This window comes from Nitrospirota bacterium (assembly GCA_016219645.1).
Lineage (GTDB): Bacteria > Nitrospirota > Nitrospiria > Nitrospirales > Nitrospiraceae > Palsa-1315.
This window is the reverse complement of sequence record JACRLR010000007.1, coordinates 265,489-292,219: the sequence shown is the minus strand read 5'-3', so window position 1 is coordinate 292,219 and position 26,731 is coordinate 265,489. Positions and strand designations below refer to the sequence as shown.

At 57.6% G+C, this 26,731-nt stretch carries 15 protein-coding genes, 1 tRNA gene and 1 pseudogene; 12 read left to right on the top strand and 5 right to left on the bottom strand.

Going from position 1 to position 26,731, the window contains the following annotated elements:
• Positions 1-10 precede the first annotated feature (10 nt).
• Complete coding sequence (locus tag HZB34_01975; GenBank protein ID MBI5314721.1) at positions 11-2,833, bottom strand: DEAD/DEAH box helicase family protein; 2,823 nt, start codon at positions 2,831-2,833, stop codon at positions 11-13.
• Positions 2,834-3,178: 345 nt separating this feature from the next.
• Here HZB34_01975 and HZB34_01970 point away from each other — a divergent pair.
• The 4 genes and pseudogenes from HZB34_01970 (at position 3,179) to HZB34_01955 (ending at position 6,589) form a co-directional block, all read left to right on the top strand.
• Positions 3,179-4,510, top strand: a pseudogene (locus HZB34_01970) (transposase).
• A 182-nt stretch (positions 4,511-4,692) separates the two neighbouring features.
• Positions 4,693-5,529 carry a site-specific integrase gene (locus tag HZB34_01965; protein MBI5314720.1) on the top strand — a complete coding sequence of 279 codons (837 nt, stop codon included), beginning with the start codon at positions 4,693-4,695 and terminating at the stop codon, positions 5,527-5,529.
• Between the two features lie 18 nt (positions 5,530-5,547).
• A tRNA-Arg gene (locus HZB34_01960) sits at positions 5,548-5,624 on the top strand.
• A 329-nt stretch (positions 5,625-5,953) separates the two neighbouring features.
• Complete coding sequence (locus tag HZB34_01955) at positions 5,954-6,589, top strand: peroxiredoxin (protein ID MBI5314719.1); 636 nt, start codon at positions 5,954-5,956, stop codon at positions 6,587-6,589.
• Between the two features lie 312 nt (positions 6,590-6,901).
• Here HZB34_01955 and HZB34_01950 read toward each other — a convergent pair whose 3' ends face one another.
• Together HZB34_01950 and HZB34_01945 are read right to left on the bottom strand one after the other, a co-directional pair.
• Positions 6,902-7,231, bottom strand: a complete 330-nt coding sequence (locus tag HZB34_01950) for a YnfA family protein (protein ID MBI5314718.1) — start codon at positions 7,229-7,231, stop codon at positions 6,902-6,904.
• 136 nt (positions 7,232-7,367) lie between these two features.
• Entirely contained in the window at positions 7,368-9,545 is a 2,178-nt protein-coding gene (locus HZB34_01945; GenBank protein ID MBI5314717.1) for a radical SAM protein, read from the bottom strand.
• Between the two features lie 224 nt (positions 9,546-9,769).
• Here HZB34_01945 and HZB34_01940 point away from each other — a divergent pair, with 224 nt between their 5' ends.
• The 3 genes from HZB34_01940 to HZB34_01930 all read left to right on the top strand — a co-directional run bounded on the left by HZB34_01940 (position 9,770) and on the right by HZB34_01930 (position 13,808).
• On the top strand, positions 9,770-11,017 hold the full coding sequence (locus HZB34_01940) for a DUF3391 domain-containing protein (protein ID MBI5314716.1): 1,248 nt from the start codon (positions 9,770-9,772) through the stop codon (positions 11,015-11,017).
• Positions 11,014-12,957 (top strand): response regulator, encoded by a 1,944-nt coding sequence (locus HZB34_01935; GenBank protein ID MBI5314715.1) that lies wholly within the window; start codon positions 11,014-11,016, stop codon positions 12,955-12,957. The genes HZB34_01940 and HZB34_01935 overlap by 4 nt, the downstream gene beginning before the upstream one ends.
• A 269-nt stretch (positions 12,958-13,226) precedes the next feature.
• Positions 13,227-13,808, top strand: a complete 582-nt coding sequence (locus HZB34_01930; protein ID MBI5314714.1) for a DsbA family protein — start codon at positions 13,227-13,229, stop codon at positions 13,806-13,808.
• A gap of 78 nt (positions 13,809-13,886) precedes the next feature.
• Here the strand turns inward: HZB34_01930 and HZB34_01925 are convergent, their stop codons facing one another.
• Positions 13,887-15,971, bottom strand: coding sequence for a hypothetical protein (locus HZB34_01925; GenBank protein MBI5314713.1), 2,085 nt, complete (start codon positions 15,969-15,971; stop codon positions 13,887-13,889).
• Between the two features lie 232 nt (positions 15,972-16,203).
• Here HZB34_01925 and HZB34_01920 point away from each other — a divergent pair, with 232 nt between their 5' ends.
• Positions 16,204-16,770 (top strand): DUF882 domain-containing protein, encoded by a 567-nt coding sequence (locus HZB34_01920; GenBank protein MBI5314712.1) that lies wholly within the window; start codon positions 16,204-16,206, stop codon positions 16,768-16,770.
• A gap of 139 nt (positions 16,771-16,909) precedes the next feature.
• Here the strand turns inward: HZB34_01920 and glgB are convergent, their stop codons facing one another.
• Positions 16,910-19,108 (bottom strand): 1,4-alpha-glucan branching protein GlgB, encoded by a 2,199-nt coding sequence (glgB, locus tag HZB34_01915; protein MBI5314711.1) that lies wholly within the window; start codon positions 19,106-19,108, stop codon positions 16,910-16,912.
• 354 nt (positions 19,109-19,462) lie between these two features.
• On the opposite strand from glgB, the gene HZB34_01910 reads away from it, so the two are divergent.
• The 4 genes from HZB34_01910 (at position 19,463) to HZB34_01895 (ending at position 26,643) form a co-directional block, all read left to right on the top strand.
• Positions 19,463-21,382: an efflux RND transporter periplasmic adaptor subunit gene (locus HZB34_01910; protein ID MBI5314710.1), complete on the top strand. Its 1,920-nt coding sequence runs from the start codon at positions 19,463-19,465 to the stop codon at positions 21,380-21,382.
• 147 nt (positions 21,383-21,529) lie between these two features.
• Complete coding sequence (locus HZB34_01905) at positions 21,530-23,677, top strand: HlyD family efflux transporter periplasmic adaptor subunit (GenBank protein ID MBI5314709.1); 2,148 nt, start codon at positions 21,530-21,532, stop codon at positions 23,675-23,677.
• On the top strand, positions 23,670-25,661 hold the full coding sequence (locus HZB34_01900) for a preprotein translocase subunit SecA (protein ID MBI5314708.1): 1,992 nt from the start codon (positions 23,670-23,672) through the stop codon (positions 25,659-25,661). The genes HZB34_01905 and HZB34_01900 overlap by 8 nt, the downstream gene beginning before the upstream one ends.
• Before the next feature lie 103 nt (positions 25,662-25,764).
• Positions 25,765-26,643: an efflux RND transporter periplasmic adaptor subunit gene (locus HZB34_01895; protein MBI5314707.1), complete on the top strand. Its 879-nt coding sequence runs from the start codon at positions 25,765-25,767 to the stop codon at positions 26,641-26,643.
• The last annotated feature ends 88 nt before the right edge of the window (positions 26,644-26,731 follow it).

Here is a 26,731-nt window from a genome sequence, read left to right as displayed (position 1 = left end):
TCACGCTAGACTAGGCCACCAGGGCCACATTCAAGGTTTCTATTATGGTCTGAAGGCCCTCTGGAAACAACTGATGTACTTTCCCCAACCCACCTTCTTGAGCAAAGGGCACATACTCGAAGTCGTCAGGCTCAACCACAAGGTTTGCGGCGATATGATCGCGGATCATCTCCAGCCAGTGGCGCTGCTCGTCCGTGAACTTCTTCCCACGGCTCTCTTGCTCCCCTAGCCAAATGTTAAAGTTGGCGTTGACCTTCTCAGGAAATGGGACCAACTCATTGTCCTGATGTGTGGCGAAACGAACGAGAGAGACAAGGTCTGTGAGGATGCGCTTGCTGCTCGCGCCTTTGACTTTTGATTTTTCCAATGCGGCGTAGGCCTGCCAAAGCTGAGATTCGTTCCAGAGGTAGGGCGGCTTTTCGATGGCATGGGCCAAATCCTTGATGTCCTCGAACTTGAGCCGCTGTTTGTACTGCTTGCTGTAGAGCACTTGCAGGGCGGTGATCTCATCTTTGTGCTGTGTGATGAACTGCTCGAACGACTGCACGATGGTACGGGCGCGGGCCAGGGCGTCGGCGCTGAAGCCTGCTTCGATGACTTGATCCTGGCTGACATGGTCGATGGTGAGTTCGTTCTTCTTCTTGATCTCGATCAGCAATTCGCGCAGCTTCGGATCGTGGAGCGGGGTGACGGCGTCTTTGATGAGCTTGGTCGCCGCCGATGTCATGGCCTGTTCACTGATGGGCTTTGTGGAATCTGCCGGAAGTCCTGCGTCGAGCTTGGCCCGTTCGGCGTGACGATCCGGGTTCACGGCTTCCACCAAGTGACGACTCAGGTCTTTGAGTGAGAAGCCGCCACTTACTTTACTAATGGCCTGTTCATCTTCCTTCGTGATGCGGTGTTCCATGCGGGCCAGCCGTCCTGCGATGCTGATGAGCACGTCCTCTTCCGTATTCCCCAGTGCCACGGCTTGGAGCAGCTTATCGAAGGCGACGCTGGGCTTTTTCTCCATTGGTCGCGCGTCGGTCTTATCTTGTTCGCAGACGCCGACGGTGTCGACGATGACGAAGTGGTCTTTGCTTGTGGCATCCGGCGTGACCGCCTTCAGATCATCCGGCTTGATGACGCGGACGCCCCGGCCCTTCATCTGTTCGAAGAAGGTGCGGGATTTGACCGCGCGCATGAAGACGACGATCTCGACGGGCTTGATGTCGGTGCCGGTGGCGATCATGTCCACGGTGACGGCGATGCGGGGATGGTAGCTATTGCGAAAGGTCTTGATGAGATCCTTGGGATTCACCCCGGTGGTGCGATAGGTGATCTTCTGGGCGAATTCGTTGCCCTTGCCGAACTCCTCGCGGAGGATTTCGACGATGTTCTCCGCGTGGGCGTCGTCCTTCGCGAAGATGAGGGTCTTGGGCACCTCGGTGCGGCCGGGAAAGATGTCGGTGAAGAGCTTCTCCTTGAAGGCTTTGACGATGGTGCGGATCTGGTCCGGTGCGACCACGTCGCGGTCGAGCTGGTCGGGATCGTAGGCGAAGTCGTCGTCAAGCCTCTCCCAACGTTTTGCGCGCGTTTCTCGATTCATCACCTGCACGCTGTACCCTGCATCGACCGTCGAGCCCGCCTGAGTTATCGCGGTGCGGATGCGGTACACGTCGTAGTTGACGTTGACGCCGTCGGCTACGGCCTGCTCGTGCGAGTATTCCATGACGAGGTTCTGATTGAAGAAGCCGAAGGTCTGCTTGTTGGGCGTGGCGGTGAGGCCAATGAGGTGGGCATCGAAGTATTCCAGCACCTGCGCCCAAAGGTTGTAGATGGACCGGTGGCATTCGTCGGTGACGATGACGTCGAAGGTCTCGATGGGGATGGCGGGATTGTAGTCAATGGGCTCTGGTTGTTTGAAGAGCCGTTCGAGGCCGGACACGGAGGCTTCTTCGTCCTCTTCAGAGAGCTCCCTGCCCTTCAGCATGGAGTACATGCGCTGGATGGTGCTGATGCAGACCCGCGCGGTGGTATCCAGTGTGTTGCCCGCCAGCCGCTGGACGATGAACTCTTCGGTGAACTTGAAGTTGTTGTACGGCGAGACATACTGCTGAAATTCTTTGAGCGTCTGGTCGCCGAGGTTGCCACGATCGACGAGGAAGAGCACGCGGCGCGCGCCGCCGAACTTGATGAGCCGGTAGATGAAGTTGATGGCGGTGAAGGTCTTGCCGCTGCCGGTGGCCATTTGGATCAAGGCGCGAGGACGATCTTGAGCCAGCGACTTTTCGAGATTATTGATGGCGGTGACTTGTGCAGGCCAGAGGCCGGTGGTGCTCAGAGGTGGCAGCGTCTTCAAGCGAGCGCGGAGAGTCGTCGCTGTTTCTGCAGCTAGGGACGCGCCGTGCAAATCCTTTGGGGCTTCGCTGCGCTGGGGGATTAAGGCGGCCAGCGTCGCAGGTCGATGGAAGCTGAACACAGGGCGGCTGCGAGGTTGGGGATCGAGACCATTCGTGAATCGCGTTTCCACGCCGGTGCTCTGATACAGGAAGGGCAATGGTCGGATATAGGCGGGTAAGTCCGTGGGGAGGCCCTTGCTATACTTCTCGGCCTGGACTTCCACGCCGATGAGAGTCACGCCTTTTTTCTTGGCTTCGATGATGCCGGCTGCCTTGCCGTCCACATAGAGGAGATAATCCGCAAAGCCGTGCCCACTCACGAGGGGAAAATTTCTCAGCACCACGCCCCTGCCTGCTCCGAGATTGGCGCTTTTGAAGTCCTGAACTTTCCAGCCGCACTTTTCCAGCGCCTGGTCGATGTGCTCACGGGCTTGATCTTCGGGACTAGGCATGGGGCGAAGAATACGCTTTTCCCCAAGGGAAAGCACCCACTTGTGAGTAGTGGCCTCCAATGGAACCAGTCATCTCCGTCACTCGTATGCAATCCTGGTTGGGGTGGTATTGAAAGCGATCTTTTAGCACCAAGTCTTCCATCGTGCGTTCTTGCCAGCCTGATAGATCCCTGCTCGCCCATGTTACATACCTTCGACACTCAAATCCTTCTCGCTGTAAGAGTTTCACTGATCATTTGTAGTCCAACGGCTCTATGTAAAAAGGTTTTGTGGATCTAGGAGCCTGTCCGAGTAATGCGCCATTTTGGACTGGACAGCCAGCGCGCGTGGTGGTTCCTCTGCCGTATGGCTAAAACATTCACATCCTGGGACGTCGATCAGCCGGTACGGCTTCCTCCATCCGTGCAGGAGCTGGTGCCCGCCGGGCATCTTGCTCACTTCGTGCGGGACCTCGTTCGCGAGTCGCTGGATGTGTCGGCAATCCTGACGCCCTACACCGAAGAACGTGGGTTCCCGCCGTATGATCCCACGATGATGACCGCCCTCCTGCTGTATGCGTACAGCCAAGGGGTCTACGCGTCACGACGGATCGCGAAGGCCTGTGAGGAGCGGGTGGACTTCATGGCCGTGACGGCGCGGCAGAGTCCAGATTTTCGCACGATCAGCGACTTTCGAAAACGGCACCGGCCGGCGCTGAGTGGACGGTTCACGCAGGTGCTCCAGCTGTGCCAACAGGCGGGATTGGTGCGCGTGGGCCCCGTCGCATTAGATGGGACGAAGATCCGCGCCAACGCCTCCAAGCATACGGCCATGAGCTACAGCCGGAGGCAGACCGCCGAACCGGCGCTGGCCGCCGAGGTTGCCCAGTGGTTGGCACAGGCCGCGACCAGCGACGCGCACGAGGACGCGGCGTAGGGCGTCGACCGGCGGGGGGACGCGCGGCCGGAGTGGGTGACGAACAAGCAGCACCGGGTGGAGAAGATCCGCGCCGCAAAAGCGGCCTTGGAAGCCGAGGCACAGGCCAATGCCTTGGGCAAGACGCGGACGGCCGATCTTCCTGCGGATCGCCCTCGACGAGGCCGTCCGGCGAAGAATCCTTCCGGCACGCCCCACGACCGCGCGCAGCGCAATTTCACCGATCCGGACAGTCGCATCATGAAGACGCAGGACGGATTCATCCAAAGCGATAACGCCCAAGCGGCCGTCGATGCCGCGCACCAGGTGATCGTCGCGCAGGGGTTGACGCACCAGGCCCGCGACGCGCACCAACTCGCGCCGATGCTGGCGTCCATCAAAGCGAACACGGGCCGACAGGCGTGGGAGCTCTCGGCAGATGCGGGGTATTGTTTCGAACACAATCTCACGGCGTTGAATCGCCACCACGTGCGAGGCTATGTCGCCACGGGGCGGCAGAAACACGGGGCGGCTTCGGCCGTCGGTAGGCGCAAGACCGTCCCGATGCCGCGAGTCCACGCGATGACGATCCGCCTGAAACGCGCTGGGTATCGCAGTCGCTATCGTCTACGCAAGCAGGTGGTCGAACCCGTGTTTGGCCAGATCAAGCAGGCGCGTGGGTTCAGGCAGTTCTTGTTGCGGGGCCTGTCGCAGGTCGCTGGTGAGTGGAGGTTGCTCTGTAGCGTGCACAACAGGCTGAAACTGGCCAAAGCGAGAGGATGACGCCCTCACACCTGGCCGACACGGCGGCGGCTAGCTGAATTATCACGTCTCGCTGTCGTACCTCGCCGAGAACATACCGCTCGGCACTCATTGCCGACCATTACTCGGACAGGCTCCTAGGGCTAGAGGAAGTGAAGTCGCTTCGCTCCTTCGTTGGGCGATCACACAGTGTGGAGGGGCATTTGGTCCCTTTTTTTGGCGGGAAGATACTGTCAGAGATCAGACCGCAGGACGTAGAGGCCTTCAGGGGACAGCGGAGGAAGAAGAACGGCAATCCAGCGAGCGTGCAGACGGTCAATCACGATCACATTGCCCTGAAGCATTGTCTGAATGTGGCGATCCGGAGGGGACTGCTTCAGAGCAATCCTGCATCAAAAGTTCCGATGCCCAATCCGGAGAACGAACGCGATAGGGTATTGAGCGATGAAGAATGGAGCAAGTTGTATCAGGCAGCTAAGCCGCATTTGCGTCCTGTCCTTCTCACTGCCTATCAGTTAGGGCAGCGGTTCAGTGAAATTGTTGGCCTGACATGGGATCGGGTCGATATAAAGCGAGGTTTCATCACGTTGCGGTCTCTCGATACGAAGACCAAGACGGCACGACAGGTGCCAATGACTCCGGACGTTAAAATGACACTTCAACGCCTTGCCAAGGTTCGGACCCTTACGACGGCGACAACCGAAGCTGTCTCCCGACATGTCTTCACTTATGAGGGGAAACCTCTCCAGCGTGTGAGCCGATCTTTTAAAACTGCTCTGAAGGATGCCGGCATCTCAGACTTTCGATTCCACGACCTCCGCCACTGTGCCTCCACAAATCTACGAAGGGCAGGGGTGGACACAGCAACCGCTATGAAGATCGTTGGCCATAAGTCAGAGAAGATGTGGAAGCGATACAATGCGATTGAGGAGCGGGACTTGACGCAAGCGGCTCAAAAGGTTCACAAATACCTCCAAGAGAACACTAGGGGAACACTAGCCGAGAACATTGCTACTTATTCTGCTAATAAGCGCACATAAGTAATTGAAAAAGTGAAGGCGCCCGTAGCTCAGTCGGATAGAGCATCAGCCTTCTAAGCTGAGGGTCGCTGGTTCGATTCCAGCCGGGCGCACCATAGGTCTTCTTCTCCATATGCTGGTTATTTCATCGTGCCGTCCTGCCATCCTTGCCCTCTAGGTGAATCGATCTGGTAGATCGGGTCTGTTTTGTTTGTTTGTTTGTCTGGTTGAACCAGACTATACGGCTTCTTGGTATCCGACTCCGTCGTGCACCTTTCACGAAGCTCGAAATTCATAAGGTCATTGGGGTAAGGAAAAAGATTCTAGTATTGCAAAACTTTCGAGAACTTGTCCCTCTTGAAGTCTCCAGGCCAAGCGCAGTATCGTAGCTCAGCTAGGGCCGTAGATCTTCATTATTACTGACTTATCCAGAACGGAGGGTACCATGGCAGTACGATTGGGAGACGAAGCACCGAATTTCACAGCAGAGACGACAGAAGGAACGATCAACTTCCACGAGTGGCTGGGTGGCGGTTGGGGAATTCTTTTCTCGCACCCGAAGGACTATACCCCGGTTTGTACCACGGAACTAGGGACAGTCGCGAAGATTACTCCGGAGTTCAAGAAGCGCGGAGTCAAAGTGATTGCCGTCAGTGTCGACCCTCTGGATTCGCACAAGGGCTGGATCAACGATATCAATGAGACGCAAAAGACGACGATGAATTACCCGATCATCGCCGATCCTGACAAGAAGGTTGCGACCCTCTACGACATGATCCATCCGAACGCGATCGATAACATGACGGTTCGATCAGTTTTCATTGTCGGGCCGGACAAGAAGGTCAAGTTAACGTTGACCTATCCTGCTTCATGTGGTCGAAACTTTGATGAATTATTGAGGGTAGTCGACTCTCTTCAGTTGACCTCGAAGTTCAAGGTGGCGACGCCGGCCAACTGGAAGGATGGAGAAGACTGCATCATCACCCCGGCTGTAAACGATGCTGAAGCAAAGACGCTGTTTCCCAAAGGCTTCACAGTCGTGAAGCCCTACCTGCGCTATACTCCACAGCCGAACAAGTAACGAGAGGTTTGACCGGTATCCGGTATTAGGGGCGGGGGCGGCCGTGAGCTGCTCCCGCCCTTTGTATGTGATCCAGGATGTTGAAGTAGCGCGCCAGCAGGAGAAGACCGTTATTTGGTGTGGTTTGTTTGGTTAAACCAGACAGACCAGATGAACCGGAGAAATAAAACAAACCAGTTTGAGTCTCCTGCTCGTTGTTTGTCTTTTATCCCAAACGTGCAGGCTTAGGAAGTGCCCGCGTTGACAAGGGCAAGACGATGGACGAGAGGAGGAGTAATGCCTTGATAGTGGGAGGGGATTGAGCCTGTGGTATTACTCCTTTGCAGTCCAGCCGAAAACGATGACCGCCATACCAAGAATGGCAATTCCGGCTCCAGTCCAGTCGAAGACGGAGAGTTTCTCGCCATCCACGACCTTCAGCCAGACGAGGGCCGTGGCCACATAGACGCCGCCATAGGCAGCGTAGACCCGTCCGCTGGCGGCCGGGTGGAGCGTGAGGAGCCAGACAAAGGCAGCGAGGCTGAGCGCTGCCGGAACCAATAGCCAGATTGATCCGTCCTTGCGAAGCCAGAGGTACGGTAGAAAGCAGCCGACGATTTCGGCAAGGGCCGTGAGAACAAAGAGTGCAGCGGTCTGGATCAGAAGCATAGGTACGTTCCCTTTCTTCTGGGCGATAACGTCTCATCACGCAATAGAAGAGTCAAGTTCGAAGGGCTCGGGCAGGGAATGATAATTTACGATTGAAGGTCAGTGTGTCGAAATATTTTCCCGCAGTTTGCTATACGAGTAACAGGCCAGCTGAGCGAACTTTTCCCCAGGAGGTAGAGCCGAGAAAGTGTTCAAATTCGCGAGCGGTTCCTGGAAACGTGGTTTTCGTTTTTTGGAGTAGGGGGTAGGGATTCGATAGGTTGTGTTGCGGTGTCGATTGGCGAATCAGATCGTCAAGCCACTGAGCTTGTTGCTTGGCAAGTGTCAGGACGTGATTGCTGGTTCGTCCCGTGAAAATGAGTCGCGTCCTATTTCCCACAGTTTCACAAACTGGTTGTCCACCGAGCCAGACCAAGCGCCGTTCAGCTTGAGGATTGTCCTCCATCTGTCGGTTGTTTAGCAGTCGGCGTACCCATGTTGCTGCTACTCGTGGCTTGGGGACGGAATGATCGAACCACTCCCGCACATCCAGTCTAAGCCCGCGGTCTTCGAGATAGTTCAGCATGGATCGACGTAGGCCTTCGCCGAGCCACTCCGGGGTTTTGGCCAGACGGTCCTGATGTATCAAATCATTCTCGGCGAAACCATGAAACTCCGGGCCTACAATGCGGATACCGTTTGCGGTGGGATTGAGGCCAATGGGGCTGTGGGCCGTCGTGGTAAACCGATGCCAAAAGGCAGATTGTATCAGGCCAGCCGCAACTAACTGGCGAACTCGCTCCAGCGAATCGACAGTCTCTTGAATCGTTTCGGACGGACAGCCATACATCAGATAGGCATGTATCAGTATCCCGGCCTCCTTAAAGGCTGCAGCGACCAGTGCCGTCTGGTCGACAGTAATGCCCTTCTTGATCTTCGAGAGAATGCGGTCCGACGCGGCTTCGAGTCCCGCCGTCACAGCGATGCAGCCTGAGGCGGCCAGGAGACGGCAGAGGTCTGGGGTAAAGGCTTCTTCAAATCTGATATTGCCCCACCATGAAATCGTGAGGCCTCTTTCAAGGAGCGCCAAGGCGAGTGCCTTCAAAGCCGCGGGTGGCGCTGCTTCGTCGACAAAGTGAAATCCCCGGCTCCCGGTTTCCGCGACCAACTTCTCAATCTGTTGGATGAGCCGATCTGTCGGCGTCATCTCATAGCGACTGATGTAGTTGAGCCCGACGTCGCAAAATGTGCATTGTTTCCAATAACAGCCGTGGGCAACCGTGAGTTTATTCCAATGGCCCTCCGACCAGAGGCGATGCATCTGGTTGGTACTGTCAAGAATCGTCAGATAGCGATCGAGCTTGAGCCCATCGTATGTCGGGCAGCCGACATCGCCCATGGTGAAATCTCTCGCGGAGGGGTCGTGTGTGTAGATGACACGACCCGCGTCTCGATAGAAGGTGCGGCAAAGGGCCGTGCGCGGCCTGGTTCCAGCCAGGTGTTCCACGAGCGAGAGCAACGGACGTTCGCCGTCATCCAAGGTGATGAAATCCACATAGTCGAACACGCGGGGATCGCTGACGCGGCGCAGTTCGGTATTGGCATAGCCTCCCCCGAGGACGACAAGAATATTGGGCTGGCGTTGCTTGATGGCCTGGGCAATTCGAAAACCTCCATAGAGATTGCCGGGAAATGGAACGGATAGCCCCACGAGCGATGGGTCTAGACGATCGATGTGAGCCCACAGAGCATCCAGCATGAATTGATCGGTCAGGCTTGGTGGCTCCGCCAAGGCCGTTTCCATGGCAGTGAAAGAGGATGCTGAACGTGCGATATGTTCTGCATATCGGCTGAGCGCAAAATGCGGCGAAATCGTCGCCTGCACCAGATCCGCCAGGTCTTCGAGAAACCAGGTCGCATATTGTTTCGCCCGGTCTTCCATGGGCACCCTGCGAGCGAATGCCGATCTTCCGCGTGATCTGGGCCCCTGTGGTAAGACACCGACTCGAGCCAGGTGTACGGCCAAGGCAGGATTGCGTCCCTGCAGAAATTCCATCACGGGAGCAATCTTGTCCAGATAAGCTTGCTCCATGGCGAGCATCTGCGTTGCCTCCTCAGGCAATTTCTCTCCCTGCTCACGAACCAAATCAAACACCTGCTGAAGCCCCGCCCGGCTAAATAGGCGCAGCACCATTTCGATCCCAAGATCGGCCTGGCGACAGGCGATTCCCTGTGAACGGAGGAACCCCGTGAGAAAAGCGGTGGATGGATAGGGGGTATTCAGCTGAGTGAGCGGAGGGGTGAGCAGCAGAACCGGTCGGCCAGCCATGGGCTCGACATATCATACTGATTGGGCAGATTGCTATGCACCATTGACCGGGAAATTGATACCCGACTTTCTTTGTGGATTTGGTGACGGGACGGTGAGAATCGACCACAACGAGCACGACTGAAGCATAGCTGCTCTAACCCTGGGGATACCGATTAAAGTATTACCACAAACATGCCGGTAGAGTAGGGCTGAACGGACTACGTACCCATTGGATCTAACCCGTGGCCCAACGGACCATTCCTCTCGAACAGCTCAAGGTCGGCATGTACCTGATCGGCGTAGACCGATCATGGTTACACACGCCGTTTCTTCGTCATAAGTTCAAGATCAAGGATCAATCTGAAATCGACGCGCTCCTGCGAGCCGGGATCACTCAGGTGACGATCGACACCAAGCAGGGGCTGGATGTTGTAGACCGTGAACCAACTCGGGCAGTGACGTTCGAGCCGGTTCTTGTCGAAAGCTCCCCAGCCGTGACACCCCAGGCTTCTGTGGCCGTACCATCTTCCCATCCCCCTGCGGTCATGCTGGCTGAGAACCTTGCAAAAGCCACGCAGCGTCGCGCCCAATGGGTACAGCGTCTGAATGGCCTGTTTGAGCAGGCGCGCAAGACCGGGTTCTTGCAACAGGAAGTCGTATATCAGGTCATCGATGAAATTATCGGTGACGTGCTCGAGCGGCAGGCCGCCTGTTATGCGGCGTTGGTATTGCGACGGCCTGATCCAACGCTCCATGAACATGGGCTGACCGTCTGTACCCTGTCCGTGATGCTTGGGCAGGCCCTGGGCTACAACCGTGAGCAGTTGGAGCAACTGGGGATCGGGGGCATGCTGCACGATATCGGACTGACACGCATACCCCAGAACCTTGTGAAGCGTCCGGGCACGTTGGCCCCGGCTCAAAAGGCTTTGTACGATAGCCATACGACTCAAGGAGGCGCGCTACTTGAACAAGGCGGATCGTTCGGCCAGGCCGTTCTTGCCATTGTGAAAGGACATCATAATTTGACCGTGGAGGCCGGAGAGAGGGAAGGGCTGTCGACAACAGATCATGCATTCACCCGCGTGGTTGGGATCATTGATCAGTATGATGAACTGATTACCGGACACACAGGTTTGACGCCGATGTCTTCGCATCAGGTGTTGACACAGCTCTACCAGCGCTATCGAACTGATGAGGGGCTTGTGCAGATTGTGTCCTACTTGATTCGTGTTATCGGAGTCTATCCTCTCTACAGTCTGGTCGGATTGAGTTCCGGCGAACTCGCCGTCGTCGGCGCAATCACACCGGGGAAAGCCCACCTCCCCCTTCTGTATATCTGCAGAGACCAGTATGGGAATCGATGTCTTCCCCCGACCCCCTTGGATTTAATCCATGAACCAGAGGGTGGAAGGGCGATTCGTGATGTGCGGGATGCGGTTCGAGAAGGGCTCGATGTCGAAACGATTCTGCGGCAGGTGGCAGCATGAGCCGGTCACAGGGCCAGACCCCTGATCCTGTTCCCCAAGGGAGCCTCTACTGGTTGCCCACTCGTGAGGACACGTCTCTCATTTTCGAATCATCCGGCGAAGCGATGTTTGTGACGGGTCGGGATGGCCGGATTTTGTCTCTCAACCCCGTGGCGCAGCAGCTTGTAGGTCGTCATCAGGATGTCGTGGGCGCACGGTTTCACGATGTGGTGGGCTGTCTTGCTTCAGCGGAAGCAGGCTATCGCGGTTGTCCGTTGGAACACACCATAGGGACTGGTGAAGTTACGATGGTATCGTCCCATCAGTGGAACCGAGCCAATGGGATCGGAATTGAAATTGCCGCGACATTCTGGCCTAGGGGTCGAGGCCCGGAGCCTGTCGGGGCCATTGTCGTCTGTCGGGATCTCACGCTGGAGCGGGAAACGGAGCGAAACATTCAACGGGTGGCCAGGCTCGCGGAAGATGCGCCGAATCCTATTGTGGAGTTTGACGAAGACGGCGTCATGCTCTACGCCAATACTGCGATGGTGGAACTCCTCAATTACGGGACCTCCATTCAGGGGCGAGTGGAAGCCGTACTTCCCCCGAACTTGCCGGATGTATTGAATCACTGCCTCGCTTCGCAAGAGCCCACCGTTCGATTAGAACACCGCGTGGAAGACCGTGTGCTCGCCTGGTCTTTTTTCCCTTTAGGGAGCTCGAAGCAGGTTCGAGTTTATGGAACGGATATCACGGCAGATGTGGCATTGCGCCGGGCGAAAGAAGCAGCAGAAGAGTCGGCGCGCGCGAAGGCGATCTTTCTGGCCACGATGAGTCACGAATTGCGCACACCGATGAACGGCGTGTTAGGCTGTACCCAACTCCTTCAAGATACGTCTCTCACCGATCAGCAGCGGCAGTTACTGGAGACCATGCACCGGTCGGCAGAGTCGCTCTTAGTTCTCGTCAACGACATTCTCGACTTCTCGAAGATCGAAGCAGGGAAGATGACTTTGGAAGTCGCCGACGTCGAAATCCGCCCTCTCATTGAGGACGTCATCACGTTGACGTCGGAAGTGGCAAAGAAGAAAGGGTTGGCCGTTCGGGTTCAACTGGCGCCGGATATTCCGGCTGTATTGCGCGGCGATCCGATTCGTCTCCGGCAAGTCCTGTTCAATCTGGTCGGGAATGCGGTCAAGTTTACCGAGCAGGGCGGGGTGCTTGTCTCTGTGAGGCTGATGCCATGCAATCAGAAGAATTCCGACGCCATCGTGCTCTACTGGACGATCAAGGACACAGGCATCGGGATTACGGCAGACCAGCAGGCGCGATTATTCGGAGCCTATGCTCAGGCAGAAGCATCGACGGCCAGGCGATATGGAGGGACAGGGCTCGGTTTGATGATCTGCTGCCAATTGGTCGAGCTTATGGGTGGAGCGATGATGGTGGAGAGTAAACCGGGCGAGGGCAGTGCCTTTTCGTATACCACCAGCCTGTTGCCCGCGATTCAGCGTGAGACGTCTGCTCATGTCGGCAAGGCATCCACTCCATCGATGACCGACCGCACCACCGCGCTCCGGATTCTGGTCGTAGACGACAATGAGATCAATCAGGTTGTGGCCTGTAAATTTTTGCAGAAACTTGGCTGTCAGGTCGAGGTGGCGCGGAACGGGCGGGAGGCCGTGGAGTCGATCGCCCATGCGATCTACGATGCCGTCCTCATGGATTGCGAGATGCCGGAAATGAACGGCTATGAAGCGACGCAGGAGGTCAGACGTCGCGAACAGAGCACGACCAGGCATCTGCCCATTATTGCCCTCACCGGGCATGCATCGCCGGAAGATGCAGCAAAGTGCCGACAGGCAGGAATGGACGATGTCGTCACGAAACCCTTGACCGTCCCAGCTCTCCGCGAAAAACTTGAACGATTGCTTGCAGTGCCTGCCTCCCAAACTTCTTAAGTTCCTGCGAGTGTGTGCTGAAGCTCTGGATCTCTCGATGTGTGACCCAGTTGAAGGAACTCTGGTAGCGCATGAAGGTTCACGCTGGATTTTGCCCGGCCGCGTCGGTACCATATCGATCTGTCGTAAATACTCAGGTAGCTAGACCGAAGGCTTTGAGGGGTAGGGCTGCTTGTGTGACCATACCCTTCGGCCTTCAGCCTGAACACCTAAAGAGTTACGATGCAGAGAAGCGAAGACTCGGCAGGGTTTGGAGAGGAGTGCACAACGTGACTGAAAAGCTAAACCTTCTTTATAGCGACTTCAATTGTCCCTTCTGTTACGCGCTACACGAGCGGCTTCACGAACTAAGCTTGATCAGCCGCTGTGAATGGCGGGGTGTCCAGCATGCGCCACAACTTCCTCGTCCCATGAAACCTTGGCAGGGCATGTTGGGCGCTGAACTGCGCCACGAGGTGACGGTCGTACAGCGACTGGCGCCGGGTCTGCCCATTGCGCTCCCTCCCGGTAAGCCGAATACCAAACCGGCGATTGAACAGGCGGCGGCACTCCTGCGTCGTGATCGAGCGCAGGGCATGGCGTTTGTGCGGGAGACCTATCGGGCCTTCTGGTGTGAGGGTAAGGACATTTCTGATCCGGTGGTCCTCAAACAATTGGCCGAGCAGACAGGAGCGTCGACGGAGAACGTCGGCGCGATCGATGACGAAAGTCGCCAAATCGGTCAAGCGTGGGAATCGGCCTGGCACAGAACCGGCCAGGCCGGGGTTCCCCTCATGGTCTCACCAGAGGGTGAGCTCCTCGTCGGCTGCGTACCGGAGGAGGAGGTACGGCGCTTCTTTCAAGGTGAATGAACCGTCAGGTCGCGGTTGAGGCCGAGCGTAAAAGCTGATACGTGCTCGACCTTAGCCTCAACCTTAACCTGCTTCGGGTTATGCCAGGTCCAGATTCATGACGTAGTTCTGCAGCTCCCGCCGTTGCTCTTCTTCCATGTTCTTGAATCGCTCGATCTCCTTGCGCAGGGTTTCCAACTCTGTCTCCTGTTGATCCAATTTCTTGACATAGCGATTGTAGAGATCGGAGTTCTGCTGGAGCCGCTGCATGTTTTCGCGGATGCGGGCATGCTCCGCCGTAATCTCAGCAGTCCGTTGGTCGAGGCGAATTCGCTGGGCGCGCGCGTCGTCCAGCTTGCTGCGCAACTGCACTACGCGTTGTAGTGCTTCTTTCACTCTTGGGCTGACTTCCTTGGCCTGCTGGTAGTGAAGGATCTGGTCGAGGCCGCTCTCCATCAAGAGGATCGATTCCTGAAGGGGCAGCGTTTCCTTGACGCGGATCGCCGCGCTCTTCCCCGCATCGACGGCGACGCTGAATCGATACATGTCTCTGGTCCGTTCGGTCGGCTCTTTCGGTTCGGCCAGTTTCCAGTCTGCGCGATAGGGTTGTTCGATCAGGACGGTCCTGGCCTTGGCGTCGCGGTTCTTTACGAGATAGGTCCGGTCTTCGACCAGACGCCGTGAGATGAGCATCGTGCCCTTCTTGAGTGAGACCGTCGCGAGTTCCTGTGTGCCTCCCTGGAATGTCGGCTCGACTTCGGTCTTGAGGTCGAGCGCATAACTGATGAGGCGGTCTTGTCCAGGAGGAAGATCTTCGATACGCGCATCGCCCGCATAGGCGCCGCTGTCGAACAGCGTGATCGGCCCTTGCATGAGATGGAGTGACGAGGTGTTCTTGAGCCGATAGCCGTTCAGCGGATGTTTCGCGTTGACGCTCTGGTTGTACAGCGAGACTTTCTGCCCCTGGAGCGTCTGGCCGATGATGGGCAACAGCGCGCTCTGGTGTTTGGCCAGGGTAACAGGTTGGTCGATCCGATATTCGAACAACTCGCCCTTGTCTTCGGCCATGGCCATAGAAGTGACGCCTTCATCCAAGCTGCTCATTTCCATTTCGGAAGCGACGGCAGCTGCGGCAGGGGCATTGGCACGACCAGCGGTAAGACCTTGGGCCAACTTGCCGAGCAAGCGATCCTTTTTCATCTCGCTCTTGGCTGGAGGAGCAGCCGCCATCGGTCTGAGCTCGTCCATCGCATCGCCGTAGGTCTGGGGTTTGAGATTGGCATAGAGCTCAGGCTGGACGATTGGACGGGGATTGTAGAGGGGTTGGTACAGGTCCATGGCGAAGGAAATGGGTCGTCCAGACACAAGTGAGAGGGTCACGTTACGCCAGTCCTGCGGAGTCTGATTCTCCACAATGGCCCAGCCTTGCAGATAGGGCGCCTTGTCTTCATCCAGGACGAGCCGGTAGGTGGTCTTCCAGACCGGCGTTTCCGTCAGATACGCGATACGGGCTTGGCGGTTCCCAGTGCCGTCGAAGGTAATTGAGACCGTCTTTTTCTGGGCATCGTGATTCGTCGCGAGGGCTGCCAGCGCCTGCTGGAGTTCACCGTTCAAGGCTGCATTCGTGAGCTTGATGCGTTGCACGTTCGCCAGCGAGAGCGTACGAATCCCATCTTCCGTTAGGAGCGAGACATAGTCCTGTTCCACCATACGCTGCTGCGAGCCCTCTCCAATGAATTCCGTTTTCTTCTCAACGCCCAGTAGCGTCCCAGCGATGGGATTGGGCGCGGTGACTTCAACCGGCTCTCCCCGAACCTGCATCAGGATCTGCCCGAGAGTGGGATTCCCGTTCAGGTTGATACCGAAACCGCCCAGTGTCTTCGTCACGGGATCGCGCGACCCATAGGTGATTGAAGAGACCTTGCCACCGCCGAAGTCCTGCACGACCAGACTTTTCAGCATGTCGTTGATCTGGCTCGTGTGCAGGCGCAGATCGAGCCGCGTACGATCATTCACCGTCCCCTCATGCTGAAAGTATCCGACACCGCTGGAATAGAGGGAAATCCTGGAAAGGGGAACGACAGCCCCCTCCTCCGCCAGAACAGGCCAGGGAGACAGCAGGATTGACACGAGGATCACACGTCTTATGAGGGCGTGACCGGAGTGAATCGACCGTGCATACATAGGGCCTCCATCGTAACATGTTGCACCAGGCCGGCATGGCCAGGGTGATATGACCTATCCTTGTCATGTCGTCAAGAAGCAGAACCTTTCAGTTCATTCTTAAAGAAATGTGATCGCGTGACTGTTCAAAATTGTTACCTCTGCACTTGAATCTTGACTGACCTGGCGCGGTTTGATACAAGTGCGCCAGCTTTTCTGACGGCTGCAGTGCACTTCCTCCCGGAGCGGTCCTTTGCAGCATCAAGATTCCTGGGCTTGGACCCGCAGATCTCTCCTGAAAACATCTGTTGTCGGGCTTCTGTTGCTCGGTGGCAGGCTGCTCTGCCCATCGGTGGCGCATGCACGCAGACTCCCTGACGGCGAATTGACCTTCTTCAACATCCACACGAACGAACGACTACAAGTCCAGTATCGTGATTACGAAGGCAATTATGACCTCACCGCGCTGGATGAGGTGAATCATATTCTGCGTTGTCATCACACTGGAGAAGTGGCCGCCATCGATGTGCGCATGTTGGAACATGTCAATCTTGTGCAGAAGGCGGTCGACAGCGGGGGCGAGATCCACGTGATTTCCGCCTATCGGTCACCCGAGTACAATGCCCAGCTCGTGAAGCGGAGCCGGCGAGTCGCGCAGCATAGTCTGCATGTCCAGGGACAAGCGCTCGACTTCTATATTCCCGGTATCAAGATACGGGAGATGCGCGATGCCGCATTGAAGTTGCAATATGGCGGCGTGGGGGTGTACCAGCGTGCCAAGTTCATCCATCTCGATAGTGGGCCTTTCCGGACCTGGTAATTCCCTCCTGGCAGGATGCTGAAAAACGCCGCCAGCATCGTTCTCGCATCGTTCAGATCCTCAACGTACCCAGAGGGTACGCCTCGGTTCTTCACTCGCTGCGGCCTTGCTGGACGGCATTTTTGAGCATCCTGCCACATCAGGTTCGTTTGAGGAACAACACCGACAGAGGTGGAAGTGTGACCGCAAGGGAATGGGGCATGCCGTGGAAGGGGACCGCGTTCGTGTGTAGGCCCCCAAAATTCCCCATGTTGCTTCCCCCGTAGACCGAGGCATCGCTGTTCAACAGTTCGCGGTAGTAGCCTTCGCTTGGCACGCCGATTCGATAGTCATAACGCGGAACAGGGGTGAAATTACACACACACAGAATATGATTATCCTGATCCTTGGCTCTTCTGATGAAGGCGATCACGGAATGGATCGCATCGTGGAAGTCGACCCACTGGAAACCGGTCCAGTCGTGATCGATTTCGTGTAGGGCCGGTTCTTGGCGGTAGAGTAAGTTGAGGTCTCGCACGAACCGCTGGAGCCCCACATGCCGCTCGAATTCGCAGAGGTGCCATTCCAGGCTTGTGTCGTGGTTCCATTCACACCACTGCCCGAATTCTCCTCCCATGAACAGCATCTTCTTCCCGGGATGCCCATTCATGAAACCATAGAGGGCGCGCAGATTGGCAAAGCGTTGCCAGTCATCACCGGGCATTTTATTGAGCAGCGATCGCTTTCCGTGGACCACTTCATCGTGCGAAAGCACCAGGACGAAGTTTTCATTGAAGGCGTAGAGGAGTCCGAACGTAATTTGATTCTGGTGAAAGGGGCGGTGGACGGGATCGTGGCCGAAGTATCCCAGCATGTCGTGCATCCAGCCCATATTCCACTTAAAGGTGAAGCCCAGTCCTCCGGTATAGGTGGGTCGTGAGACTCCCGGCCAGTGTGTGGATTCCTCGGCGATGGTCATGGCGCCGGGGAAGTCACGGTGGACCAGGACATTCAAATCTTTCAGCAGTGTGACAGCTCCGATGTTTTCGTGCCCCCCGAACTGATTGGGAATCCACTCTCCCTCCTTCCGTCCGTAATCGAGATAGAGCATCGAGGCAACGGCATCCACGCGCAAGCCGTCGATATGGTATCGATCCAGCCAAAAGAGCGCGCTGTTCAGCAGGAAGTTCCGCACCTCGACGCGATCGTAGTTGAAAATACGGCTATGCCAGTCGGGATGATAGCCGAGCCGTGGATCGGCATGGTCGTAGAGGTGTGTGCCGTCAAATTGGTCAAGCCCATGAGGGTCGTCCGGAAAGTGGGCGGGAGTCCAGTCCATCAGCACACCGACTCCGGCTTGGTGTGCCGTGTCGACGAAGGCCATGAAGTCTTCGGGAGATCCGTACCGACTGGTGACGGAAAAATAGCCGGTGGTCTGGTAGCCCCAGGATCCGTCGAATGGATGCTCGGTAATCGGCATAAGTTCAACATGGGTATAGCCCATATACTTCACGTATGGGATGAGCTTTCTCGCAAGTTCGGAATAGGTCAGCCAGCGATTCCCTTCCTCGGGAATACGCATCCAGGAGCCGAGATGGACCTCGTAAATTGAAACAGGTCTAGCGAGCGGGTCTTGCTGTGCCCGAGCCATCATCCAGGACTGGTCCTTCCATTGGTATCGAGAGAGTGTTCGAGCGATCGAGGCAGTTTTGGGGCGCAGCTCCGATGCGATTGCATAGGGGTCGGCTTTCAGGAGCAGCGTCCCTTGATGGTGCGGCAGAATTTCATATTTATACAGAGTGTTGTCTGCGAGGTCTGGAATGAAAAGTTCCCAGAGACCGGTTGATCCGCGGTTTGTCATGGGATGGCGACGGCCGTCCCATTGATTGAAGTCCCCCACAACACTGACGCGTTTAGCGTTTGGTGCCCAGACGACAAAATGGATTCCCACGATACCCTGAACTGTTCGGAGATGGGCACCCATGGTTTCATAGGCTTTGAAGAAGGTGCCCTCGGCGAAGAGATGCAGCTCAAAGTCGGTGAGGAGGGGAAGAAATCCATAGGGATCGTGCCGCTCCGAGACCTGTCCTTCATGGTCCATGATGCGGAGCCGATAGGGGCTGGTTCCGAGTGGACCGGGAACGATCACTTCGAACAGCCCTGCTTCATGCAGGCGGTTCATGGGAATGGGCTGTCGATCTTGCTCACCGAGGAGTAGAGCGACGTTCTTGGCCTCCGGCAAGAAACATCGAATGGCTACAGTAGGGGAACTGCCCTGGGCCATCGGATGAACACCAAGTATTGCGAGTGGATCCCAGTGGTGGCCCTGGACGAGTTGATCGAACGGCAAGTCTGACATGCGAAAAGATTCCTCAGTGCGTACAACGTATCACAGCGGAGATGAGATAGAAATGGAGCAGAAGAAGGGCGCGATCAGCACGATCTGCCATCTGAGGTCCGCAAGGCATTTCTTGAATCGGGGAGCCTCCGGGGGAAAATCATTTCGCAATTTACTAGTGATCCAAAAACAGTCTGCTAGACTGTGAAACGTGCAAGCCCTCGTAAGGGGGTCATAAGTCTGATTTTCCCGGCATCTCTGGTTAGTTTCGTTCAACAACTAACGGGAGAGATGCGCCCGGATGCAGCGGACGTTTTCAGGGGTCCCCTGGAGGAATATTAGAGCCGCGTCATCACATCCACCGGAATAATAGCTATGGATCGATCCCTCGAATCTGAATCGGAACGAGGCGCGTTGCGGCGCGCGGCCGAGTCACTTGCTGCCACTGTTGCTCAGCCGGAGGGCGAGCATGACTCGGGCCTCTGGGCGCGGTTTGCCCATGCTGCGACCATCGAATCATTCTGTGTGAGCTGGCTCGAACTCCAATGTCGCGTGGTCGGTCCGGTGGAAGCCGGTATGGTCTTGTTGGGCCCGGCGGACCGAGGACCGTTCCGACCTGTCGCGACCTGGCCGGTGAAGGGGCATTTCGTCACCCATCTGAGTAAAACAGCCGAGCGGACGCTGAAGGAACGGCGGGAAGTCGTCACGCGGGGCGGCGACGGGTCCGGCTCCACCGCGTCCGGGATTGGGCGGTACACGATCGGGCGACCGATCGAAGCTTGTGGTGTGGTCCATGGAGCGGCCGTCATCGAAGTGGTATCCAGCAGTGACGCCAATTTGCAATCGATGGTGCGCCAACTTCACTGGGGTGCTGCCTGGCTGGAGTTGCTGTTCTCGCGGGAAGCGGTCAAGGCGGAAAAGGAAACCCGCGAGCGCATTCAGGCTGCGCTGGATCTGGTGGCCACGTCTGTCGGCCATGAGCGGTGCTACGAATCGGCGATGGCGCTGGTAACGTCGTTGGCCACGAAGCTGCAGTGCGATCGTGTGAGTATCGGGTTCGTCTCAGGGGGCCGCACGCGCGTGTTTGCCGTGTCGCACAGCGCAGAATTCAAGCAACAAACCAATCTCATTCGGAGTATTGGCGAGGCGATGGATGAAGCGGTGGATCAACGGGAGACCATCGTCTATCCAAACGGGCCGCCGAGTGCGGGAGTGGTCTCGCGCACCCATACGGAGTTGGCCAGACAGCATGGGGCCGGGGCCCTCTGTTCGGTCCCGCTGGAAGCGCTCGGTGAACCGATCGGCGCATTGATGCTCGAACGGCCGATGGATCGGCCATTCGACAATAAGACGGTCGAACTCTGCCAATCCGTCGCCGCCCTGGCCGGTCCAATCCTGGAGACGCATCGGCGGGATGATCGGTGGCTGATCACCAAAGCGGCGGGCTCCGTCAAGTCCTATCTCGTCTCACTGGTCGGCCCGCGGCATGTGGCGCTGAAGGTCACAACCGCAGTGGTAGTGGGCCTCGCACTTTTTTGCTTCCTGGCGAAGGGAGACTACCGTGTCTCGGCCAAGACTGTGCTGGAGCCGATTGTCCTGCGCGCGGCTGCCGCGCCGTTTAATGGATACATTCGTGAAGCGCCGGTGCGGGCCGGCGATCTGGTGAAGGCAGGTCAGATGCTCTGCACGCTGGATGACCGGGAGTTGAGGTTGGAGCGGCTGAAGTCGCTGAGCAAGCTCGAAGAATACCAAAAGGAATATCACAAGGCGATGGGCGAGCGGGAGGCAGCCAAGGTCGAAATCGTGACCGCGCAGATCCATCAGGCGCAAGCGGAGATCGCCCTGCTCGACGATCAGCTCGCGCATACGAAAGTGCTCGCGCCGTTCGACGGGATCGTCGTGACCGGCGATCTCAGCCAGCAGTTGGGTGCGCCGATCGAGAAGGGGAAGGTGTTGTTCGAGGTCGCGCCGCTCGACAGTTACCGGCTGGTCATCGAAGTGGACGAAAGGGACATCGCGGACGTGGCGGTCGGGCAACGGGGTTCCCTCTTGCTCTCGGCCTTTCCGTCCGAGGAGATCACGGTGACAGTAGAGAAGGTGACGCCTGTGTCCACGGCCAAGGAGGGCCGAAACTTCTTCCGGGTCGAGGCGCAGTTCGACCAGCCGCATGACCGCCTGAGACCCGGGATGGAAGGAGCCGGCAAGATTGAGATCGATCGTCGATCCTTGGTGTGGATCTGGACGCATCAAATCGTGGATTGGATGCGATTGGCGCTCTGGTCGTGGCTCCCCTGACAAAGTAACTGGCAAGTAGCAAGTAGCTAGTAGGAAGTAGGAAGCGCAAGGCGCGGGAGGTTTCGAGTTGCGAGTTTCTAGCCTCATGATTATGGACCGATTCGTCCACTCGCCACTCACCACTCACCACTCACCACTTGCAACTTTATGAGTGAAGCTCTCTTTAGCCCTTCCTGGTACCGCGTGGCGAACCTGGCGCCGCGTCTGCGGAGCCATGCGCAACTGCATCGCCACCAGTATCGAGGCCAGACCTGGTACGTGCTCCAGGATCAGTCGAACGAACGATATCATCGCTTTTCTCCAGCCGCCTATGCCTTTATCGGCCTGATGGATGGGCGCCGCACGGTCCAGGAGATCTGGGAACTCGTCTCGACGAAGCTAGGCGACGATGCGCCGACCCAGCCTCAGGTGGTGCAGCTCTTGAGCCAGCTTCACTCAACCGATGTGCTGCAGTGTGATATCCCCCCCGACATCGCGGAACTCTTGCATCGCCATGAGCGCACCAAACAGAAGAAGTGGCAGCGCAAACTGATGAATGTCTTTGCCTGGCAGTTCCCCCTCTTCGATCCGGAACGGCTGCTGCAGACCTTCGTGCCGTTAGTCCGGCCCTTCTTCGGGTGGGGCGGGGCGTTGGTGTGGCTTGCGATCGTGATTCCCGGCGTGCTGATCGGCGCCACGCACTGGTCGGATCTCACGGCCAATCTCATCGACCAGATCAGCACACCGCAGAATCTAGTGCTGCTCTGGTTTCTGTTTCCGATCATCAAAGCGCTGCACGAGTTCGGCCACGCCTTTGCCGTCAAGGCGTTCGGCGGGGAAGTGCACGAGATGGGAATCATGCTGCTCGTGTTCTCGCCGGTGCCCTATGTCGACGCCTCGGCTTCATCGGCCTTCGCCAGTAAGTGGCAGAGGGCAGTCGTCGGCGCGGCAGGCATGATCGTCGAATTGGTGCTCGCGTCGATCGCCATCTTTGTGTGGGTGAGTGTCGAGCCCGGTATCGTCCGCACACTGGCCTATAACACCATCATGATTGCCGGGATTTCGACCGTCCTCTTCAACGGCAATCCCTTGCTCCGGTTCGACGGGTACCACATGCTTGCGGATCTCACAGAGATTCCCAATCTGGGCCAGCGGGCCAACAAGTACATCGGCTATCTCTGTGAGCGTTATCCCTTTGGCTGCGAGGAGGCGCAGGTTCCTCATGCCACGCCGGGCGAGCGCGTCTGGTTTGTCGGGTATTCTGTCAGCGCCTTTCTCTATCGGGTGTTCATCGTATTCGTCATCCTCATGTATCTGACCGATCAGTGGTTCGCGCTCGGCATGTTCTTCGCCGTGGTTACGGCGGTCACGTGGTTCCTGATTCCGCTGGGAAAGGGGCTGGGCTATCTGTTCACGAGCGCGCGCATCCGTCGCGTGCGTGGGCGGGCGATCGCGGTCACGAGTGGAACGGTGGCGGTCATCATCGCGGCGCTCTGTTTTACCCCTGTGCCGTTTCGCACGCGCGCGGAAGGTGTCGTGTGGATTCCGGACGAAGCGATCGTGCGTGCCGGGGCCGATGGATTTGTCGAGAAGGTCGTGGGGATTCCGGGATCGAAGGTGTCGCGAGGTGATGTGCTGGTGGTCTGTCAGGACTCGGTGTTGACAGCGCAGCTCACCGTGCTCGAGGCACGCCTCCGGGAGATCAACGCGCGCATTCGCGAGCAGATTCCGGAAAACCTCGTGAAGGCGAAGATCCTGGAAGAAGAAAAGCGGTACGTCGAAGAGAAACTCGCCCGCACGAGAGAACAGGTGCAGGATCTCGTCATTACCGCAAAAGTTGACGGCACACTGGTCGTCTCGCGCGTGGATGATTTGCCCGGCCGATTCGTGCATCGCGGAGACGTGCTGGCCCACGTGGTGGATCTGAATACGTTGACCGTGCGAACGGTCGTGGATCAGACCGATATCGATCTGATCCGTCACAGTACGAAGCAAGTCCAGGTGCGCTTGGCCGAACGGCTGGTCAGTCCGATCGATGCCGGGGTGTCGCGTCTGGTCCCGGCGGCGAGCGATGAACTGCCGAGTCCGGCGCTCGGAAGCGATGGCGGCGGACAAGTTCCCATGGACCCGAAAGACCCGAAGGGCCAGAAGGCCCTTCGAAAGGTCTTTCAGGTAGATCTTCAATTGCCCGTCGAGCTGGGTGTGGTGAATGTCGGCGGACGCGTGTATGTACGGTTCGATCATGGATGGGCGCCGCTCATGGCCCAATGGTATCGCCAGGGACGACAATTATTCTTGTCGCGATTCAATGTTTGATATCGCGAGTCAACAAACGGCGCTGCATAGCGCCTATCCGGAACGGGCAGTGCCACGCGAGAGCTGGTTCGACCGCCAGGGGGTCAAGTTCGCGAGCCCCATCATGCGGCGGCTCCGCGAGCGTACGGCGACAAGGACCGATGTGATAGGGCCGGTCGCAGAACAGGGCCGTACTCTGTCCGGCTTGCGAGATGACCAGCTGCGCAAAGAGGTCGTGCAACTACGAGAAAGACTCCGGCTCGAGGGTTTCAGCAACGAACTGGTATTTCGCTCATTCGCTCTGGTGCGGGAGGTGGCCCACCGGACGATCGGCCAACGGCACTATGACGTGCAGGTCCTCGGAGGGTGGGTTCTGCTCAACGGTTGTGTGGCCGAGATGGCGACGGGAGAGGGAAAGACCTTGACTGCCACATTGGCAGCCGCGACGGCGGCGCTGGCCGGCGTGCCGGTGCATCTGATTACCGTGAACGACTATCTGACCGCGCGAGACGCGGAAGAGATGGGTCCGATCTATCAGATGTTGGGTCTGACGGTGGGAGTCATCACCCACGAGCAGAGCCCTGTGGCGCGCCGGGCAGCCTATGCCTGCGATGTGACCTACTGTACGAACAAGGAACTGGTGTTCGATTATCTGCGTGATCGCCTGGCCGTCGGGCGGCAGCCCAATCGTATTCAACTCCAGCTGGAGAAGTTGTATGGCGATGCGACGAGACTCCGGAATTTGGTGCTCCGCGGGTTGTGCTTCGGTATCGTCGACGAGGCGGACAGCATCCTGGTGGATGAGGCGCGGGTGCCGCTCATTATCGCCAACAGCGGCGGGCAGGTGCCGGAGAAGCCTCTCTATGAGAAGGCGTTGCAGCTCGCGCATGCACTGACACGGGGGTCCGATTTCGAGATCGATCCGCGGGAACGGAGCGTTCGCCTGACGCCGGAGGGGCAGGCGCTGTTGACGGAACGGACGAAGGATCTCACCGGCTTCTGGTCCGGGCCGCGGCGGCGTGAAGAGCTGGTCCGGCAGGCGCTGACGGCCCTCCATTTGTTCAATCGCGATGCCCATTATCTCGTCAGGGACGAAAAGGTCCAGATCATCGACGAGTACACGGGGCGCATCATGGAGGACCGCTCGTGGGAACAGGGTCTCCATCAAATGATCGAATTGAAGGAAGGATGCCCCCTCACGCCGATGCAGGCGTCGCTGGCCCGGATCACCTACCAGCGGTTCTTTCGCCGGTATTTGTGGCTGGCCGGGATGACCGGCACGGGTCAGGAGGTCGCCACCGAATTGTGGCAAGTGTATCGCCTGGCCACCGTGACGGTTCCGACGAATCGCCCGCGGCAGCGGAAATGTGTGGGAGAGTGGCTGTTCTCGACGGCGGAGGAGAAGTGGGAGGCGGTCGTCGATCATATCACAACGCTCCATAAACAGGGGCGGCCTGTTCTGGTGGGGACCAGATCGGTCTCCGCTTCGGAGATTCTGAGTGTGAAACTCACAGCGGCCAGGATTCCGCACGTCGTCCTCAACGCACGCCAGGACAAAGAAGAGGCGGATATCGTTTCCAAGGCAGGTCTTCCTGGTCGCGTTACGGTAGCCACGAACATGGCCGGCCGTGGCACGGATATCAAGTTACTGCCGAAGGTGGCGGAGGCGGGAGGTCTGCACGTGTTGGCCACAGAACGGCACGAAGCCGGGCGCATCGACCGACAGCTCTATGGCCGCAGCGGCCGTCAGGGGGATCCGGGAAGTTTTGAGATTGTCTCGTCGCTGGAGGATGAGATCATGACAACGTCGCGACGCCTCTTGTGGCGGTGGGCGGCGCAGGCGCTGGTGAGTCGAGGTAAGCCGCTGCAGGGCAAACCGGCTGTGTTTCTCATGCGGCAGGCCCAGTTGTCGGCCGAGTCCTTGCACGCACGGATTCGCCGGGATCTGTTGCGGCATGAGGATTCGTTGGAAACTTCGCTCGCGTTTTCCGGACGATTGGAATGAGGCAATCGGGAACCTGCGTAGGTTGATAGGCTGAAGACTGAAGGCTGAAGGGGGCCGGAGCAGTTCCCAAGTCGGGACAATGGAATAGGGTGATTGAATGGACATGTTCGTGGAATGTCAGGAAGTGAAACAGCCACACAAATGGCGGCTGAAGGGGCAGTGTGCGACGGGCACCCTGATCGTCGCAGCGGCACTCTCTGCCCTGTCGGTGCCGTCTGTATGGGCAGCGGGAACGGCCTGCGTGATCACACCCTATGACGAGATTTCCATCGGGACCCCGGTGGAGGGTCTCATTCAAACGGTGCCGGTGGACCGGGGAGATTGGGTCGCGAAGGGACAGGTGATCTTGACACTCGAATCGAGCTTCGAAGAGGCGACTGTTGCGTTGGCGAAAGCCAAGGCGGAGGCAGAAGCGGCGTTGAAGAGCAGTCAGCTGAAGATGGGGTTTACCAGCCGGAAACTCGAACGGGCTCAGGAATTGTTCAAGACCAACTCCATTGCCCAACACGAAGTCGATGAGGCCCAGACGGAAAAGGCCTTGGCGGAATCGGCCTATCGGGATGCATCGGAACACAAGCGCCAGGCTGAATTGGAATTGAATCGCGCCACAGCTGCGCTGCAGCTGCGCACGATTCGAAGTCCGATTGCCGGCGTCGTTGTCGATCGGCTGCTGTCTCCCGGCGAGATGGCCCGCCAGCAGACGCCTGTGATGAAACTGGCGCAGATCAACCCATTGCGAGTGGAGGTGTTTGCGCCGCTCTCGCTGCTCGGGAAGTTGAAAGCCGGCATGAAAGCCGATGTACGTCCGGAAGGAAAGGGGCAGCCGGTTCTTCAAGCGAAGGTTATGGTGGTGAACAAAGTCGTCGACAGCGCCAGCGGCACATTCGGGGTGCGCTTGGAACTGCCGAATCCGAACAATGCAATTTCCGCCGGCCTGGCGTGTACCGTGGATTTTCACCTGTCATCAGCCGAGGGGCCTTAGCGACTGGTCTGTCTGGTCTATTCGGTCTGTCTCGTGTGTTTGGTTGAACGAGAATAACTAGATCAACCAGATAGACCGAATAGACCAG

Bases quoted from the DNA above. Each gene is read 5' to 3' on its own strand.
- HZB34_01975 (MBI5314721.1), bottom strand. From the start codon at position 2,833: ATGCCTAGTCCCGAAGATCAAGCCCGTGAGCACATCGACCAGGCGCTG.
- HZB34_01955 (MBI5314719.1), top strand. From the start codon at position 5,954: ATGGCAGTACGATTGGGAGACGAAGCACCGAATTTCACAGCAGAGACG.
- HZB34_01945 (MBI5314717.1), bottom strand. From the start codon at position 9,545: ATGGCTGGCCGACCGGTTCTGCTGCTCACCCCTCCGCTCACTCAGCTG.
- HZB34_01935 (MBI5314715.1), top strand. From the start codon at position 11,014: ATGAGCCGGTCACAGGGCCAGACCCCTGATCCTGTTCCCCAAGGGAGC.
- HZB34_01925 (MBI5314713.1), bottom strand. From the start codon at position 15,971: ATGTATGCACGGTCGATTCACTCCGGTCACGCCCTCATAAGACGTGTG.
- glgB (MBI5314711.1), bottom strand. From the start codon at position 19,108: ATGTCAGACTTGCCGTTCGATCAACTCGTCCAGGGCCACCACTGGGAT.
- HZB34_01910 (MBI5314710.1), top strand. From the start codon at position 19,463: ATGGATCGATCCCTCGAATCTGAATCGGAACGAGGCGCGTTGCGGCGC.
- HZB34_01905 (MBI5314709.1), top strand. From the start codon at position 21,530: ATGAGTGAAGCTCTCTTTAGCCCTTCCTGGTACCGCGTGGCGAACCTG.
- HZB34_01900 (MBI5314708.1), top strand. From the start codon at position 23,670: ATGTTTGATATCGCGAGTCAACAAACGGCGCTGCATAGCGCCTATCCG.
- HZB34_01895 (MBI5314707.1), top strand. From the start codon at position 25,765: ATGTTCGTGGAATGTCAGGAAGTGAAACAGCCACACAAATGGCGGCTG.